Genomic DNA, 15203 nt, shown 5'->3' on the forward strand with positions numbered 1-15203 from the left:
GGGGGTACTCTTCCCGCACCGGCCTGTCGGCCGCATGGCCCAAGCCCTCAGTGCAGGATCTGGCTGAGGAAGAGCTTGGTGCGTTCGTGCTGCGGGTTGGAGAAGAACGCTTCGGGTTCGTTCTGCTCGATGATCTGGCCCTGATCCATGAAGATGACGCGGTTGGCGACCTGGCGGGCAAAACCCATTTCGTGGGTCACGCAGAGCATGGTCATGCCTTCCTCGGCGAGGCTGATCATCACCTCGAGCACTTCCTTGACCATTTCCGGATCGAGGGCCGAGGTCGGCTCATCGAACAGCATGATCCTGGGGTTCATGCAAAGCGAGCGGGCGATGGCGACGCGCTGCTGCTGGCCGCCGGAGAGCTGGCCGGGATACTTGGCCGCCTGTTCGGGGATGCGGACCCGCTCAAGGTACAGCATCGCCGTTTCCTCGGCCTGCGCCTTGGGCACGCCGCGCACCCAGATCGGGGCAAGCGTCAGGTTCTGCAGGATGGTGAGGTGCGGGAACAGGTTGAAGTGCTGGAACACCATGCCGACTTCGCGGCGCACTTCATCGACGCGCTTCAGGTCCGAGGTCAGTTCGACGCCGTTGACGATGACCTGGCCTTTCTGGTGCTCCTCGAGGCGGTTGATGCAGCGGATCAGCGTCGACTTGCCGGAGCCGGACGGTCCGGCAATGACAATGCGTTCGCCCTTCATCACCTTGAGGTTGATGTCGCGCAGCACGTGGAAATCACCGAACCACTTGTTCATGCCGATGATCTCGACCGCTACCTCGGTCTTACTAACCTGCATGTTGGTGGTGTCGATATCGCGATCGACGACGACGGGAGATACGTCTGACATCAGCTACCTCTTGTGGCCGGTGTTGAGCCGGCGCTCCCAGTATCGGGAGTATCGGGAGATTGAGAAACAGAGCACCCAGAACACGGCTGCGGCGAAAATATAGCCGGTGACCGATTGCGTTGGCGATGCCCATTCGATGGCGTCGTTCTTGGTCTTCACTGCTTCGAGCAGATCCTTCATGCCGACGATGTAGACCAGCGACGTGTCCTTCAGCAGCGAGATGAAGTTGCCGACGATGCCGGGGATCACGTGCTTCAATGCCTGCGGCAGGATGATGAAACCCATCCGCCGCCAGTAGCCGAGCCCGAGGGCGGCGGCCGCCTCGTATTGGCCGCGGCCGATGGCCTGCATGCCGCCGCGAACCACTTCGGCCATATAGGCCGAGGCGAACAGCGTCACACCGACGAGCGCACGCACCAGTTTGTCCACCGTCGTTCCCTGCGGCATGAACAGCGGCAGCATGATCGAGGCCATGAACAGGATGGTGATCAGCGGCACAGCGCGGATCAGTTCGATGAAGCAGATGCAGAGGGTCTTGATGATCGGGAGCTTCGATTGCCGGCCGAGCGCCAACAGGATCCCCATCGGCAGCGACAGACTGATGCCGACCACCGAGATGATCAGCGTGACCAACAGGCCACCCCACTGCTCGGTCGGCACATAGCGCAGGCCGAACATGCCACCCGAGAGCAGGACCACCGAGGCGATCGGGAACACCACGAAGAACAGGATGGCGTTGACCACCTTGAACGGCGCCGACGGCCAGAGCAGCGGCAGGCCGATCAGCGCGAGCATGGCGAACACGATGTTCGGACGCCAGTACTCGGCCATCGGGTAGAAGCCGTAGATGAAGAACTCGATCTCGCTGGCGATGTAGGCCCAGCAGGCGCCGACATTTTCGACCCGGCACTGCTCGACTGTGCCGCCCGGCGGTACGGCGCGGCCAATCAGGAAGCCATAGAGTGCCGGGACGATCCACAGCAGGAACAGGATCGCGATGACGGAGAGGATAGTGTCCGAGACGCTGGCAAACAGGTTCTTGCGCATCCAGGCGACGAGGCCGGTTTGGCTGCGCGGCGCCGGCTGAGCTTTCTCGATCTCGGAGCGGACGAAGGCGATATCGGTCATCTGCCGCTCCTAGCGTTCAACCAGCGCCACACGGGCGTTGTACCAGTTCATGATCGCCGAAGTGCCCAGCGACAGGATGAGATAGACCAGCATGGTGAGCGCGATCACCTCGATGGCGCGGCCGGTCTGGTTGAGCGTCGTGCCGGTGAACACGTTGACCAGCTCGGGGTAGCCGATGGCGGCGCCCAGCGACGAGTTCTTGGTCAGGTTCAGGTACTGACTGGTCAGCGGCGGGATGATGACGCGCATCGCCTGCGGGACGATGACCAACCGAAGCCGATCGCCATCCTGTAGCCCCAGCGCCTGCGCCGCCTCGGTCTGGCCGTGGCTGACTGACTGGATACCGCCGCGCACCAGCTCAGCGATGAAGGCGGCGGTATAGATCGAGAGGCCGAAGACCAGTGCCACGAACTCCGGCGGCAGCTCGAGCCCGCCCTTGAAATTGAAACGGTTGAGCACCGGCGGATCGAAGGTGACGGAAGCGCCGCTCACCACCCAGACAAGGCCGACGATGACCAGGGTCAGCGCGAGCCCGCCAAGGAACACCGGGAAGCGCTTGCCGGTGCGCTCGAGGCGCGCCTTGGCCCATTGCCGCAGCACCAGCCATAGCACCAGGGCAACGGCGAGCCCCGCCCAGACCCAGACGAACTGCTCGTCAGGGATGGGCTTGGGGACAAACAGGCCGCGCTGGTTGATGAAGGTGTCGAGCGGCAAGGCCAGCGAGTCGCGTACTGCCGGCATGGTCTTCAGCACTGCGAAGTACCAGAAGAACAGCTGCAGCAGCAGCGGGATGTTGCGGATGGTCTCGACGTAGACGGTGGCCAGCCGCGACACCAGGTAGTTCGAACTCAGCCGGGCGATGCCGACGGTGAAGCCGATGAGCGTGGCAAAGAAGATGCCGATGGCTGCGACGAGAACGGTGTTGGTGAGGCCGACGAGGAACGCCTGCCAGTAGAGCGAGGTGCGATCGAACGGGAACAGCGTGAAGCTGATGTCGAACCCGGCTGTCTTCCACAGGAAGTCGAAGCCCGAGGTCTTGTTCTGCGCCTTGAGGTTGATCGCCGTGTTGTTGACGATCCAGACGAGGAACACCACCACCAGAACCGCGACGACGACCTGATAGATGACGCCCCGCACGACGGGATCGTTGAATGAGAAGCTCCGCGGCGGTGATTGCGCCGTGTCGATGGATGCCATGAGCTATGCATCTCCCTGCCCAGGAGAAGAAAAAGTACCGGCGCACGCGGGTTCCGCCTGCCGCTCGCCAGAAACGGTCAGCCCGGCGCTGGAGTTCAGCGCCGGGCTGCAGAAGGTTTAGCGGATCGGCGGCGAGTACTGGATGCCGCCGTCTTTCCACAGGGCGTTCAGGCCGCGGGCGAGCCCGATCGGCGTCGAGGGGCCGACATGCTTCTCGTAGACTTCGCCGTAGTTACCCACCAGCTTGATGATCTGGTAGGCCCAGTCCTTGGTCAGGCCGATCGGGGTGCCGAAATCGCCTTCAACGCCGAGCAGGCGCTTGATCGCCGGGTTATCGGAAGCCAGCATTTCGTCGACGTTGGCCGAGCTGACGCCGAGTTCTTCGGATTCGAGGAGCGCGTAGTAGGTCCAGCGGGCAATGTTGAACCAGCCATCGTCGCCCTGACGCACCACGGGGCCGAGCGGCTCCTTGGAGATGATCTCCGGCAGGATGATGTGGTCAGCCGGGTTGGCGAACTTCGAACGCTCGGCGGCGAGCGCGGAGGAGTCAGTGGTGTAGACGTCGCAGCGGCCATCTTCGTAGGCCTTCACCACTTCGTCCTGATCGACGAACACCACGGTGTTGAACTCGAGGTTGTTGGCGGCGAAGTAGTCGGCCGCGTTCAGCTCGGTGGTGGTGCCCGACTCGATGCAGACGGCGGCGCCGCTGAGATCGAGAGCCGAAGCGATATTGTCGGCCTTGCGGACCATGAAGCCCTGGCCGTCATAGAACATGGTGCCGATGAACTTGATGCCCAGCTGGGTATCGCGGCTCATGGTCCAGGTGGTGGTGCGCGACAGCACGTCGATTTCACCGGCGCTGAGCGCCGTGAAGCGCTCCTGCGAGGTGAGCGGCGTGTAACGGACCGAGTCCGCATTGTTGAAGATCGCGGCCGCCAGAGCGCGGCAGTAATCGACTTCGAGACCAGACCAGTTGTTGTTCGCGTCGGGGGCGGAGAACCCCGGCACGCCGCCGGTCACGCCGCATTGGACATAGCCCTTGGCCTTGACCGCGTCGAGCGTTGCCGAGGTTGTCGTCTGCGCGAAGGCGGCGGATGCGGAAAGGCCGAGGCCTGCCGCAAGCGCGACGGAAAGAAGCGATTTGATCATTGTTATTACCTTGTTTCCTGACCCTGTTCGTCGGGCAACTTGGCCCCAGCCTGTTGCCCGGCGGCACCTCCGCCTTGGAGGGCGGATGTGATGCTGGTAAGCATCGAAGCGGCAATTGACGGTTGCGTCAAGCGCTATGGCCGAAATGGGGCAGCAAACCTGACTGTTTTTTGCCCATATTTCTCTGGTGACTGCGTTTTGGGCAGAGTTTGAAATGACTGATAACAACGGGAAAAGCGGCATACCCGCATCCCTCGCAACCGTTCTCACGCATAGCGGGCGGGCATCGGACGAGCACTTCGGCTTCGTCAACATGCCGGTGTTCCGTGGCTCGACGATCCTGTTCAAGTCACTGGACGAGCTGGAAGATTACAAGGCGCCGTACCGCTATGGGCGCAATGACAACCCGACCACGCGGGCGCTCTGCGACCTCATCAGCGAGCTCGAGGGGGCAGCCGGCACCATCATTGCGCCATCGGGCCTGTCGGCGGTTTCGACGGCATTGCTCGCCGCCGTTTCGGCGGGCGACGAGTTGCTGATGACCGACTCGGCGTACGAGCCGACGCGGACCTTCGCGACCGAAGGGCTGACGCGGTTCGGGGTGACGACTCGCTACTATGATCCGCGCATCGGCGCCGGCATTGCCGAGCTGTTCACCGACAAGACCAAGGCAATCTTCGTCGAGAGCCCGGGGTCGCTGACTTTCGAGATGCAGGATCTGCCGGCGATTGCCGCGGCGGCGCACGCCCGGGGCATCACGGTGATCGTCGACAATTCGTGGGGTACGCCGCTATTCCACCGGCCGCTCGAATTTGGCTCCGACATGGTGATGCACGCCGCGACCAAGATGTTCGTCGGGCACTCGGACGCCATGGTGGGGACGGTTTCCGCCAACGAGAAGCTGTGGGGGCGGCTGAAGCGTACCCACCGCATCCTCGGGGTGGCGGTATCGCCCGACGATTCGTACCTGACGCTGCGCGGACTCAGGACGCTGGCGGTGCGAATGAAGCACCACGATGAGGCGGCACTGGCCTTCGCCAGCTGGCTGGAGGGCCAGCCTGAAGTGGAGGAGGTCTATCACCCTGCCCTCCCGAGCCACCCGGATCATGCGCTGTTCAAGAGGGATTTCAGCGGCGCCGGGAGCCTGTTCGCGTTCCGGCTGAAAAAACGGTCGCGCGACGCGCTGGCGGCGATGGTCAACGGTTTTCAGCTGTTCGGCATGGGCTATTCGTGGGGCGGCTACGAGAGCCTCTGCATCCCGTTCGATCCCTCGAACATCCGCACGGCGGTGGCGTGGGACGCGCCGGGGCAGATGTTCCGCGTGCATGTGGGGCTCGAGAGCCTCGATGACCTCAAGGCGGATATGGCGGCAGCGCTGACGCGCTACCGGGCTATTGCCTGACCAACAGGGTGCGGAGCGCGGCGAACGGCCGGCGCTCCGTGCCGGAAGCGGTCGCGGCGAACAACCAGCCGCGCGAGACGAACAGCTGGCGCACGGCATAGGCGCCCAGCACGCCGAGCAATGCGCCGGCGGTGATATCGGTGGGGTAGTGCTCACCGACGATGACCCGCGACACGGCAATGGCGGCAGCAAACAGCATGGCCGGCCAGAACGCCTTCGGCCACAGGAACGCCAGGACCGCGGCAAAAGCGAAGGCCGTGGTGGAGTGCCCCGAGGGGAAGCTCTGGTAGTTGTAGGCGCTCCAGTTGAAACTCTGAAAGCTGAGCGGCATTTCGGACGTCCAGGTCTCGGGCCGGCCGCGGCCGATGGCGCGCTTCAGCAGCGTCGAGACGAGGCCAGGAAGGCCGACGCCGAGGAAGATGAAGCCGGCGAGCACGGCGAGCTCCCGCAGCGCCAGGCGGAGATTGTCACGCGTCAGCAGTGACAGCAGCCAGGCGGCTAGCCAGGCGATAAAGGTGGGAATCAGAATCCAGTCGGATTTCCCCCACTCGGTGATCCAGAAGAACACCGCCCGTACGCTGTCCGGTAGCCCCTGCCCCCAGGCGGAGAGCGGCCGATCGAGCAGATGCAGCGCCGCGATCAGCACGACAAAGCCGAGGAAGAACCAGGGCGCTCGACGACGGGTGAGGCCAAACGGCCAAGGCTTGCTCAGATCGATCATGGCGCTCTTGTCGGCGGAGACGCCGGCTCACGTCAACCGGATGCCAAATGGGTTTGCCCTGCTTGCTCTTTGCAGCAACTCCCGATAACGGAGGGGGCGATTGTTCGGGGTATAGCTCAGTCTGGTAGAGCACCGGTTTTGGGAACCGGGGGTCGAGTGTTCGAATCACTCTGCCCCGACCATCGCTAAGGCAGCAGGCGCTGGAGCTTGCTAGGCCTCTGTCCGGGCCGAGGCTAATAGAAGCGCCCGCTAGCGGACTCCCATAAGCCCCAGCATTATCCGGGCCCCTCCTGGCCATTGCCAGTAAGTCCCTGGCGAGCGAAAATGTTCTTGCTCTCCCACCGGACGCCACAATCGTCATGGCAGGCTGAACCATGAGCGAAGTCACGCTGCCCGAACGGACGCTCCCCAAGCCGCCAAGGCGTGACTCATGGACCGTCTGGGGCACGATGGCTTCAGCAATGTTGCACGTGGGGGTGCTGGCGTTCTTCCTCTGGCAGCCGCGGCCCGACAGCGCCGAAGCCACACCGCTCGCGGCCATCGACGTGGAGCTCGTGCGGCCCCCGGAGGCCAGCGAGCCGCCCCCGGAGGCCAGCGAGCCGCCTGCGGAGGAGCCAACGGAGGAGGCTTCGGCGGCAACCTTGCCGCCGGCCAATACGACCCCAGCCGATCCGCCACCGGCAGAGCAGGCAGCCGGTCCAACTCCATCGGCGGCGGAGGTATCTCAGCCCGAGCCGCCATCCGAAACGGCGGCCCCAAAGCCCGTAGACAAGGCCTCCGCCACCGCAGTATCGGAGCCGGAGCGGGGTTCGGAGACCGCAGCAAAGGCAGCCCCGATACCGCTGTCGCGTCCCAGGGTGAAGGGGCTGACTGCCCCAGCCAGCGTGCCGGATGGAGCCGTCACCGCAGTCACCGCCGACACTGGCGAGATGGCGGAAGGAACAGCCCCGTCTGCTCCGTCGGCGGAGCCCGATGTCGCGACCCTTGAGCTGGGGGCGCCGCACAGCGCCAAACGCTTCTATCTCGAGGCGATGCTGAGTGTTCCCAGCATGGCGCAGGCGCGCACGATGCTCGAAACGCTGCCGCCCGAAAAGCGGCTGGCGCAAACCTGCAACATTGAGGCCCTGGCCCAGATCGGCAATGCCGGGGAAGGCTTCGCGCCCGACGTGGTGATGGCGGAAGCCTATGCCAGGTCGGAGATGACAGGCACGCGCCTCACAGCCACCGGCGCGATCTTCCGCTCCGGAGACAGGTGGTATGGCCTCGCTTTCGACTGCACGCTCAGCGACGACCTTACGAGTGTCACTGCGTTTTCCTATCGGCTCGGCGCCGACGTGACGGACGCAGTGCTTGCTCGACTGAGCAAGACCTAACCGGAGCGGCAGATGCTGGGCTCAGGCACGCTGGCGATCGATCGGGCCCAGCAGAGCACTCCGACCTGAGTCTTGAGATACCTGCACCGCGTGCAATCGCCAATTGCGCGGCAGTCGAATATCGAGAGGCTCACGTACGTGAGCGAGGCTAATGAAGGCCGGTTTCTCAGATGGCAGTGGAAGCCTGGTGCCGACGGGTTACTGGTTGAAGAACGTCTTCAGTACACGGGCCATGAGTTCGGGGGCGACGACGTGTCCCTGCCCGTCGAGCGTGCGTCGTTCGGCCTGGGGGATAGCAGCGGTTATCGCTTTCGCGGCGCGGTCGAAGAAGTCGCTCGGGAGGCCCGCGAACTGGGGCTGGGTGGTCGTACCCTCGGTGGTTACCAGGACCGGCTGAGTGATGCGGGCAAGTCGGGCCGTGGGGATCTTGTAGTCATTGAGGATCACGGCGTCTTTAACGAGCGTGTGGGCGAGCGCGACGGACGAGGCCCAGAACGGGTACTGTTTGTAAGTCGCGATGTCCGCGTCGGGTCCGCCGGTAAGCCTCATGAACAGTTCCAGGAGCTCCTCGTCGCGGCCGGCTTTGTCCGCCTCGCGGGTGTCCGCGAGGTACTGGTTGAACCTCGGCCACTGGTCGTCCCCGATCACGTACGGCACATCCCACACCGCGATCTTGTCGATCGCCGAACCTGCCGCTGCTGCCTCCAGCGCGAGAGCGCCGCCAGATGAGGCGCCGTACAAATGAGCTGAGCCGCCGGCTGTCGCAATCAGCGCGTCGAGGTCTTCCAGCTCCCGCGCCAAGGCGTAGGGCGGTGTATTGCCGCTGGCGCCCCGGCCACGTCGTGCGTAATTGTAGACCGTGAAATGGTCGGCAAGAAGCGGAGCCAGCGGCGCGTTCTCAGCGCCGTCGTCCAGGGTGCCGCCGACGAGGATCACTGCCGGGCCAGTGCCTTTCCGGTCGTAGGCGATCCTCGTGCCGTCCGCAGAAGTGACATGGGGCATCTTACCTCTCCTTTGAAATCGTCTTGCGGACCCGTCTCGCCGGCACAGCAAAGAGCAGCCGGAAGTAGCGAGCTAGATGATCGAGGCTGTCGAGCGCGGCGGGCATACCGTCCAGCGCTTTGGCGAGGATGAACGCGCCTTGCACGACCGCCTGGGTGTGCAGTGCGAGGCTCTCGGCTGTGAGTTCACCGCTGTAGTCGCTGCGGGCAATTGCCGCCTCGATATCCGCTTCGAGCGTCCGCGCGTGCAACACGATGCTGTTGGCACAGGCCTCACGAACGGCGGGATGCGTCACATAGGCTTCCTGCACGATCGTGCCGGCGTAGCAGGTGGCCTCGGGGATCGTGTTGGTGAGCAGGGCTTTCCGCAGTTCGATGTAGCCCAGCAGCCGGTCGAGCGGCTCCAGTGCGGAATGGTAGCTCGCCGAGGCGAATAGTGTTCCGGTGACCACATCCCAATGGGTTGCCGCGGCGATGGCCAATTCTTCCTTGCTGGAAAAATGATGAAAGAAGCTGCCCTTCGTCAGGCCAGCTGCGGCGCAGACATCCTCGATGCGGGTGGCGTGGTAGCCCTTCTCCCGGACGACGTTGAGCGTCGCATTCAGAATTTTGAGGCGTGACTCGTGCATACCAAACCATACCCACTAGTTGGTATGGTGTCAAAAGTGCCATGTGAGGCAGGACGAATCCCTGGATGAACAGCTCCGATATAAAGACTTTCGCAAGGAGAAGTTCTGGTAGAGAAGAACAGGCGCAGCGGCCTCGATCGCTGCCACCCTTTGACTAACCTGGAACGCGGGCGTCTGCTTTGAGCCACAAGCAGTCGTTGAGACGTTGTGTCACCGTCAGCGGCGCTGCGGTGCCCAACCAGCAACGCCTAGCGCGGCTCGATCGAATCGAGGAACGCGGTCACGAAGTCTGTGCCGTCGTCCGGTTCGCTGCCGACGCGCACTGCGTTGGCGAAGCCGATGGCCGAGGAGATCGGGTTGTGGCGGCCGCTGCCGGCGCGGAGGTTCATCACCAGTGTGGGGCAGAGGAAAAGGCCCAGTCGGATAACGTCACGCCAGTCTGCCGGCAGGAGGTTGCGATCCCGCAAATCCTGCAACAACGGACGCCAGGCGCGTTCGGCCTTCACCCGGAGCAGGTCTTCGCGGACCGGGGTCAGGGCCCAGTCCGTCTCGATGGCGAGGGTGCCGTCGCGATGGGTTGCGGTTGCGGTGTAGCGCTTCGCGACTTCCTCTGGATCGTAGAGCCAGAGCGGGTGGGCGATGATGTTGTGGAAGGTCGTCTTCACCTCGGCGAGGAGCGAGGGCACGTGTTCGCCGGCAAACGCGGGATCGAAGAACGACAGACTCGGCCCGCCCTGCCCCTCGGAGTACCAGACATTGGCATTGTGCGCGTCGCCATGCGCCACGACGCCGCCGGCATCCGCCAGGCGAGCGGGGTTCAGGCGGCGGTACGCCAGGTCGAACAGCTCGCCGATCGAATGGCGATAAGCGACGCCGTTGACGACAAACCTGGCTCCGGCAAATTCGTCCCAGCTCAGCGTGACGCCCGGAAACGCGAAGCTCTGGCCGACATAAAAACCGTTGAGGCGACCGCCGGGATAGGCGCCGGTGACCGGGTCGATGAGGCGTTCGAAGAACAGCCGATGGACCGGCTCGCTCTGCGAATGCGCCGGTGTGATCGGGTGCAGGGTCTGTCGGTAGATTTCGGTGACGCGATCGCTCAGCGTCGCTTCGGCCGAGACCGCCGCGGCACAGCGCCCGGGGTGGTCGTCGAGATCGAGGGCCCGCAGGACATCGGAGAAGCGCGGATCGGTGCGACGGCGGTAGACGAGGATCTGCTCGCCGGGGAGCGTCGAGGTGTAGACCGCCTGATCCACCGGCAATCCAGCCCGCGCCAGGATGTCGGCGCGATAATACTCGCCGCTCATCTGCTCCTCGCCCTCTTCCTGGTGGAACTTGAAGAAGAAGGCGCCGTCGGCGGTGTCGAAGAAACCGTTGAGCGAGTTGAGGCTGTATTGGTCACGGTTGATGGCGACGTGCCGCGCATCGATCTGAAACAGATCGGCGAGAAGCACCGCGAGCAGCGGTTCCGCCTGGCCGTCATGGTGCTTGGCGGCGGCGCGGATATCCGCCGTCCGGCTGGAAAACTGGGTCATGTGGTCTTACCGGGCTAGCGGATGGAGATGATGGTCTTGAGGCCTTTGACATGGCCGGCCAGCAAGCGCTCGAAGGCGGCCGGTACCTGGTCGAGCGATATCTCCTCATCGATCAGGGAGAGCAGTTGCTCGCCGCGTGCGTCGGCCAAGGCGATCGCCTCGGGCAGTTCGTCCTTGAAGGCGTGACAGCCGACCAGCTGGATCTCACGCTCGACCAGTTGGTTGGGATCGAGATCGAGCTTGCCGTGGCTGATGCCGACAAGGCCCAGCACGGAGTTGGGCCCGATGACCTCGAGCAGCTGCCGTAAGGCGGCGATGCTGCCGGTGGCGTCGATGGCAAAACGCAGCGGTCGGCCCCGGTTGGCGGCGGCGATGGCGTCAGGGGTGAGATCGACAACCTGACCGCCGGTGACCTCGGCGACCATCCGGGCCCGATCGGCATTGCGATCCGCCAGCAGAAGCGGGCCGTTATGGCGATGCGAGAGGGCGAGCGCGCAGAGGCCGCCAATGGTGCCGCAGCCGACCACCAGCACGGCAGCGCCGTCCGCCGGTGCGACCTTGTTGATGGCGTGCAGGGCCACGGCGAGTGGCTCGCTCATTGCCGCAACACGCGGGTCCATGGCCTCAGGCCGCGGCTGCACCAGTCTCGCCGGCAGGATGACCTGTTCGGCAAAGCCGCCATCACAGACCTCGCCGACGAAGCCGAGGCGTTCACAGGCGTTGCGATGGCCATCGCGGCATTGCGGACACTCGCCGCACCAGCAGCGGGAATCGGCCACCACCGCCTGTCCGACCGAAAGGTCGGATACGCCCTGCCCCACCGCTGCGATGCGGCCGCAGAACTCGTGCCCGGCGACGCTCGGCCGGCGCGAGATCCACTGCCCGGTCGAGAAATTGTGGAGGTCGGAGCCACAGATGCCGGCGGCCTCGACGGCGATGAGCACCGAACCGGGGCCCGGTGCTCCGGGCGCATCGATCTGTTCGTACCTCAGGTCCTTGACATCGTGGAGGCGAACCGCGCGCATGGACCGTCTACCGCACGAACTGCTGGCGCAGGTCCGAGACGGCCAGGGCGTGTGACGAAAAACCCTCGTAGATGGCGAGCTCGTGGGCGTGCCTCGCGAGCAGCGGGAAGCCGGCGGCGGTGACGTAGCCGATCGAGCTGCGCTTGACGAAATCGGTAACCGAGAGCGGACCATAGGTGCGGGCCCAGCGGCTGGTCGGCAGCACGGCATTGGGCCCGAGGCCGAAATTGCCAATGCTGCAGGGGGTGTGCTGGCCGAGCAGGATTTCCGACGCTTCGGTGATCTTGCCGAGGTGATCGTAGGGCTCGGTGGAGAGGATCTCGAGGTGCTCGGGGGCATAGGCGTTGATGAAGTCGTAGCTCTCCTCGACCGACGAGGTGAGGATGATGCCGCCGGTCTTGCCGCCGGTCAGCACGGTGCGTGAGAAGGCGACGCGCTGCTCGGTCATTTTCCCCCAGAGACCCGGCAGCGCGGCGATCGCCTCCTCGGCGACGCGCCGGCTGTGGGTGACGAGGTAGGCCGACGAGTCCGGACCGTGCTCGGCTTCGATGAGCAGGTCGAGTGCGGCGAGGCCACCATTGATGGTGTCGTCGGCGAAGATTACCGCCTCGGAGGGACCGGCGGGCAGGCCGGTATCGATGACGCCGGAGAGCAGGCGCTTGGCGGCCACCACCCAGGGGCTGCCCGGGCCAACGATCTTGAGGGCGGGCTTCACCGTCTTCGTCCCGTAGGCGATGGCGGCAACCGCCTGGGCGCCGCCGGCCTTGTAGACTGTCTCGACGCCGGCAAGGCGCGCCGCCACCAGGGTTGCTGCGTCGACGCTGCCATCGGGCGCCGGCGGCGTGACGATGGCAAGATTGGGCACACCGGCGACGACGGCCGGCACCGAGGTCATCATGGTCACCGACGGGAACGAGCCCTTGCCGCGTGGCACATAGAGGGCGACCGACTGGATGGGGGTGAAGCGATCCCCGGCATAGGCGCCCGGCCGGATCTCCTTCATCCACATGGTCTCGGGCTTCTGCTCCTCGTGGAAGCTGCGGATGTTCTCGATGCCGAACTGGATGGCGTCGATGACCTTGCTGTCCACCGCCTTGAAGGCGGCGTCGAACTCGGCCGATGTAACCTGCAGCGTCGCTTCGGTGACGTTCTCGGCCTTGTCGAAATCCTGCGCAAACCGGGCCAGCGCTGCGTCGCCTTCGGTCCGCACTGCTTCGATGATCGGCTTCACCTTCTCGATGACGCCGGAGAGATCGGCCTCTGAGCGCTTCAGCAGCGCCGCCCGCTGTTCGGTCGAGAGCTTCGCGTAGTCGTAGAAGGACACGTCAGACATAGTTCGTCTCACTTTGCGTACGGACGGCGGACCGTCATTTCGATTTGAGGAAGATGTCGAGGCCGACCAGGCGGTCGAGCAGCGCGATCACCAGGGTCGCGCAGACGATGAAGACCACGGAGATGGCCGCAAGGTCCGGGGTGATGATCGAGCGGATCGAATTGTAGATCTGCACCGGCAGCGTCACCGTCCGGGCGTCGGTCAGGAGCAGACTGACCAGGAACTCGTTGAGCGCCAGGATGAACATCAGCAGCGAGCCGCTGATGATCCCCGGCATGACGCCCGGGATGGTCACATGGAAGAAGCTGGAGATCGGCCCTGCCCCGCAATTGGCCGCCGCCAGTTCGAGGTCGGGATCGAGGCTCGCCGAGCTCGCCATCACCGCCCAGATCATGAACGGCAGGTTGATGACGCAGCAGGCGAGGCCTACCGGCCAGATCTGCCCGAGGATCCGCATCTCGCCGAACAGCAGCATCAGCCCGATGCCCGAACCGATCAGCGGGATGGTGAAGGGCAGCAGCAGGTAGATCTGCAGCGTGCGCTCGAACTTGATCGCATATTTGCTGAGCGCGATGCCCGCGAGGGTGCCGACCGGGATCGAAATCAGCGTACAGATCAGCGCCACGGCCAACGAGCGGACGAAGGCGCTGCGCAGGTCATCGGCCAGCGCGATCTTGGCATACCATTGCAGCGAAAAGCCCTGCGGCGGGAACTGGATGATATTGCCCGAGGTGAAGGACGCGCCGAGCACGACGATCGTCGGGGCCGAGAGGACGATCAGGACGAGGGCCACCATTGCCCACATGACGATCGACTTGCTCAGGGGTTGCTGGGTCATTTGCGATCCCTCCCCATGGCGAGGGTACCGGCCCCGAAGATGGAGAAGACGATGCCGACGACCAGTGAGCCGATGCCGACGAGGATGATGGTGAGCGCGGCACCCATGCCCTGGTCCGAGGTGCGGAAGAACTGGTCGTAGATGGCGTTGGCGATGAAATCCTGTGAGCCGCCGCCGAGGATGGCCGGCATGGCGAAATCGGTCAGCGACAGCGTCAGGACGACGAGGCCGGCGCCGATCAGGCCGGGCTTGGCCATCGGCAGCACGACATGGATGAAGCTGCGCCACCAGTTGGCGCCGAGGCTGCTGGCGGCGGATTCGATCTCTTCAGGGATGGCGGTGAGGGCCGGGGCCAGCATCAGCACGGCGAACGGGATCATGTACTGCACCAGGCCGAAGAGGACGGCCGGGTAGTTGTAGAGCAGCCGCATGGGGGGAACGCCGACCAGCCCCAGCACCTCGTTCACCACCCCCTGGTTGCCGAGGATGATCAGCCAGCCATAGGCGCGCACCACCTGGCCGATGAAGAAGGGCAGGAACAGCGCGATCAGCAGGAACTTGCGCAGCAACGCCGAGGGCGTGCGCACCATCAGGTAGCTGTAGGGGAACGCGAAGATCAGACAGAGCACGGTGACGATCACCGAGCCCAAAAGGCTCCGCCACAGGATCGACCAGTAGAGGCCGCTATTGAAGATCTGCTCGTAGTTGGCCGAGCGATAGTCGGCAGAAGGCATGAAGGTACTGGTGTCGAGCACGCGGGCGCTCTGGTCGGCGATCTGCACCATGCCGATCACCAGCAGCAGCACCAGCAGCACCGCCGGCAGCACCATCACGTAGGGCAGCGCACCAGACAGCCGTCTCGGCCAGACGGCGGCCACAGCGGCCTCAATCCCGTCCATGATCCGCCAGCCAAGCGGATAGGCCTTTCGATAGGTTCGCATGCTGTTCCTCAGGGGGCCGGCACCGGGATCTCAGTTATCCTCCCCCGCGTGGCGGGGGAGGGGGACCAGCGAAGCTGGTGGAG

The 15203-nt window shown here is 64.5% G+C and carries 14 protein-coding genes and 1 tRNA gene; 3 read left to right on the forward strand and 12 right to left on the reverse strand.

Features of this window, described 5'->3' with window-relative positions:
- Positions 1-47: 47 nt before the first annotated feature.
- From VW23_RS08420 to VW23_RS08435, 4 genes are all read right to left on the reverse strand, one after another.
- The gene (locus VW23_RS08420; RefSeq protein ID WP_069909128.1) at positions 48-848 is read right to left on the reverse strand and encodes an amino acid ABC transporter ATP-binding protein; all 801 of its coding nucleotides are present in this window, start codon (positions 846-848) and stop codon (positions 48-50) included.
- A gap of 3 nt (positions 849-851) precedes the next feature.
- Complete coding sequence (locus VW23_RS08425) at positions 852-1976, reverse strand: amino acid ABC transporter permease (protein WP_069909129.1); 1125 nt, start codon at positions 1974-1976, stop codon at positions 852-854.
- A 9-nt stretch (positions 1977-1985) separates the two neighbouring features.
- Positions 1986-3173 (reverse strand): amino acid ABC transporter permease, encoded by a 1188-nt coding sequence (locus VW23_RS08430; protein WP_069909130.1) that lies wholly within the window; start codon positions 3171-3173, stop codon positions 1986-1988.
- A 117-nt stretch (positions 3174-3290) separates the two neighbouring features.
- Positions 3291-4322, reverse strand: coding sequence for an amino acid ABC transporter substrate-binding protein (locus VW23_RS08435; protein WP_069909131.1), 1032 nt, complete (start codon positions 4320-4322; stop codon positions 3291-3293).
- 214 nt (positions 4323-4536) lie between these two features.
- On the opposite strand from VW23_RS08435, the gene metC reads away from it, so the two are divergent.
- Entirely contained in the window at positions 4537-5724 is a 1188-nt protein-coding gene (gene metC, locus VW23_RS08440; protein ID WP_069909132.1) for a cystathionine beta-lyase, read from the forward strand.
- Here the strand turns inward: metC and VW23_RS08445 are convergent.
- Positions 5714-6445 carry a phosphatase PAP2 family protein gene (locus tag VW23_RS08445; RefSeq protein WP_069909133.1) on the reverse strand — a complete coding sequence of 244 codons (732 nt, stop codon included), beginning with the start codon at positions 6443-6445 and terminating at the stop codon, positions 5714-5716. The two genes, metC and VW23_RS08445, sit on opposite strands and share 11 nt — an antisense overlap.
- Before the next feature lie 105 nt (positions 6446-6550).
- On the opposite strand from VW23_RS08445, the gene VW23_RS08450 reads away from it, so the two are divergent.
- Both VW23_RS08450 and VW23_RS08455 read left to right on the forward strand, forming a co-directional pair.
- A tRNA-Pro gene (locus tag VW23_RS08450) sits at positions 6551-6627 on the forward strand.
- Between the two features lie 192 nt (positions 6628-6819).
- Complete coding sequence (locus tag VW23_RS08455) at positions 6820-7818, forward strand: DUF930 domain-containing protein (RefSeq protein WP_069909134.1); 999 nt, start codon at positions 6820-6822, stop codon at positions 7816-7818.
- Positions 7819-8016: 198 nt separating this feature from the next.
- On the opposite strand, the gene VW23_RS08460 is transcribed toward VW23_RS08455, so the two are convergent.
- The 7 genes from VW23_RS08460 to VW23_RS08490 form a co-directional block, all read right to left on the reverse strand.
- Positions 8017-8820 carry an alpha/beta fold hydrolase gene (locus VW23_RS08460; RefSeq protein WP_069909135.1) on the reverse strand — a complete coding sequence of 268 codons (804 nt, stop codon included), beginning with the start codon at positions 8818-8820 and terminating at the stop codon, positions 8017-8019.
- Between the two features lies 1 nt (position 8821).
- Entirely contained in the window at positions 8822-9448 is a 627-nt protein-coding gene (locus VW23_RS08465) for a TetR/AcrR family transcriptional regulator (RefSeq protein ID WP_069909136.1), read from the reverse strand.
- A 248-nt stretch (positions 9449-9696) separates the two neighbouring features.
- Positions 9697-10983 carry a hypothetical protein gene (locus VW23_RS08470; protein WP_069909137.1) on the reverse strand — a complete coding sequence of 429 codons (1287 nt, stop codon included), beginning with the start codon at positions 10981-10983 and terminating at the stop codon, positions 9697-9699.
- 14 nt (positions 10984-10997) lie between these two features.
- The gene (locus VW23_RS08475; protein ID WP_069909138.1) at positions 10998-12008 is read right to left on the reverse strand and encodes a zinc-dependent alcohol dehydrogenase; all 1011 of its coding nucleotides are present in this window, start codon (positions 12006-12008) and stop codon (positions 10998-11000) included.
- 7 nt (positions 12009-12015) lie between these two features.
- Positions 12016-13341, reverse strand: a complete 1326-nt coding sequence (hisD, locus tag VW23_RS08480; protein ID WP_069909139.1) for a histidinol dehydrogenase — start codon at positions 13339-13341, stop codon at positions 12016-12018.
- Positions 13342-13375: 34 nt separating this feature from the next.
- Entirely contained in the window at positions 13376-14179 is an 804-nt protein-coding gene (locus VW23_RS08485) for an ABC transporter permease (protein WP_069909140.1), read from the reverse strand.
- Positions 14176-15120: an ABC transporter permease gene (locus VW23_RS08490; protein WP_069909141.1), complete on the reverse strand. Its 945-nt coding sequence runs from the start codon at positions 15118-15120 to the stop codon at positions 14176-14178. The genes VW23_RS08485 and VW23_RS08490 overlap by 4 nt, the downstream gene beginning before the upstream one ends.
- Positions 15121-15203 lie beyond the last annotated feature (83 nt).

This window comes from Devosia insulae DS-56 (assembly GCF_000970465.2).
Classification (GTDB): Bacteria; Pseudomonadota; Alphaproteobacteria; order Rhizobiales; family Devosiaceae; genus Devosia_A; species Devosia_A insulae.

What these genes read in the sequence shown, in the direction of transcription:
- VW23_RS08460 (WP_069909135.1), bottom strand. Translation starts at nt 8,820, where the DNA reads ATGCCCCATGTCACTTCTGCGGACGGCACGAGGATCGCCTACGACCGG.
- VW23_RS08490 (WP_069909141.1), bottom strand. Translation starts at nt 15,120, where the DNA reads ATGCGAACCTATCGAAAGGCCTATCCGCTTGGCTGGCGGATCATGGAC.
- metC (WP_069909132.1), top strand. Translation starts at nt 4,537, where the DNA reads ATGACTGATAACAACGGGAAAAGCGGCATACCCGCATCCCTCGCAACC.
- VW23_RS08425 (WP_069909129.1), bottom strand. Translation starts at nt 1,976, where the DNA reads ATGACCGATATCGCCTTCGTCCGCTCCGAGATCGAGAAAGCTCAGCCG.
- hisD (WP_069909139.1), bottom strand. Translation starts at nt 13,341, where the DNA reads ATGTCTGACGTGTCCTTCTACGACTACGCGAAGCTCTCGACCGAACAG.
- VW23_RS08435 (WP_069909131.1), bottom strand. Translation starts at nt 4,322, where the DNA reads ATGATCAAATCGCTTCTTTCCGTCGCGCTTGCGGCAGGCCTCGGCCTT.
- VW23_RS08455 (WP_069909134.1), top strand. Translation starts at nt 6,820, where the DNA reads ATGAGCGAAGTCACGCTGCCCGAACGGACGCTCCCCAAGCCGCCAAGG.
- VW23_RS08430 (WP_069909130.1), bottom strand. Translation starts at nt 3,173, where the DNA reads ATGGCATCCATCGACACGGCGCAATCACCGCCGCGGAGCTTCTCATTC.
- VW23_RS08475 (WP_069909138.1), bottom strand. Translation starts at nt 12,008, where the DNA reads ATGCGCGCGGTTCGCCTCCACGATGTCAAGGACCTGAGGTACGAACAG.
- VW23_RS08470 (WP_069909137.1), bottom strand. Translation starts at nt 10,983, where the DNA reads ATGACCCAGTTTTCCAGCCGGACGGCGGATATCCGCGCCGCCGCCAAG.
- VW23_RS08420 (WP_069909128.1), bottom strand. Translation starts at nt 848, where the DNA reads ATGTCAGACGTATCTCCCGTCGTCGTCGATCGCGATATCGACACCACC.
- VW23_RS08485 (WP_069909140.1), bottom strand. Translation starts at nt 14,179, where the DNA reads ATGACCCAGCAACCCCTGAGCAAGTCGATCGTCATGTGGGCAATGGTG.
- VW23_RS08445 (WP_069909133.1), bottom strand. Translation starts at nt 6,445, where the DNA reads ATGATCGATCTGAGCAAGCCTTGGCCGTTTGGCCTCACCCGTCGTCGA.
- VW23_RS08465 (WP_069909136.1), bottom strand. Translation starts at nt 9,448, where the DNA reads ATGCACGAGTCACGCCTCAAAATTCTGAATGCGACGCTCAACGTCGTC.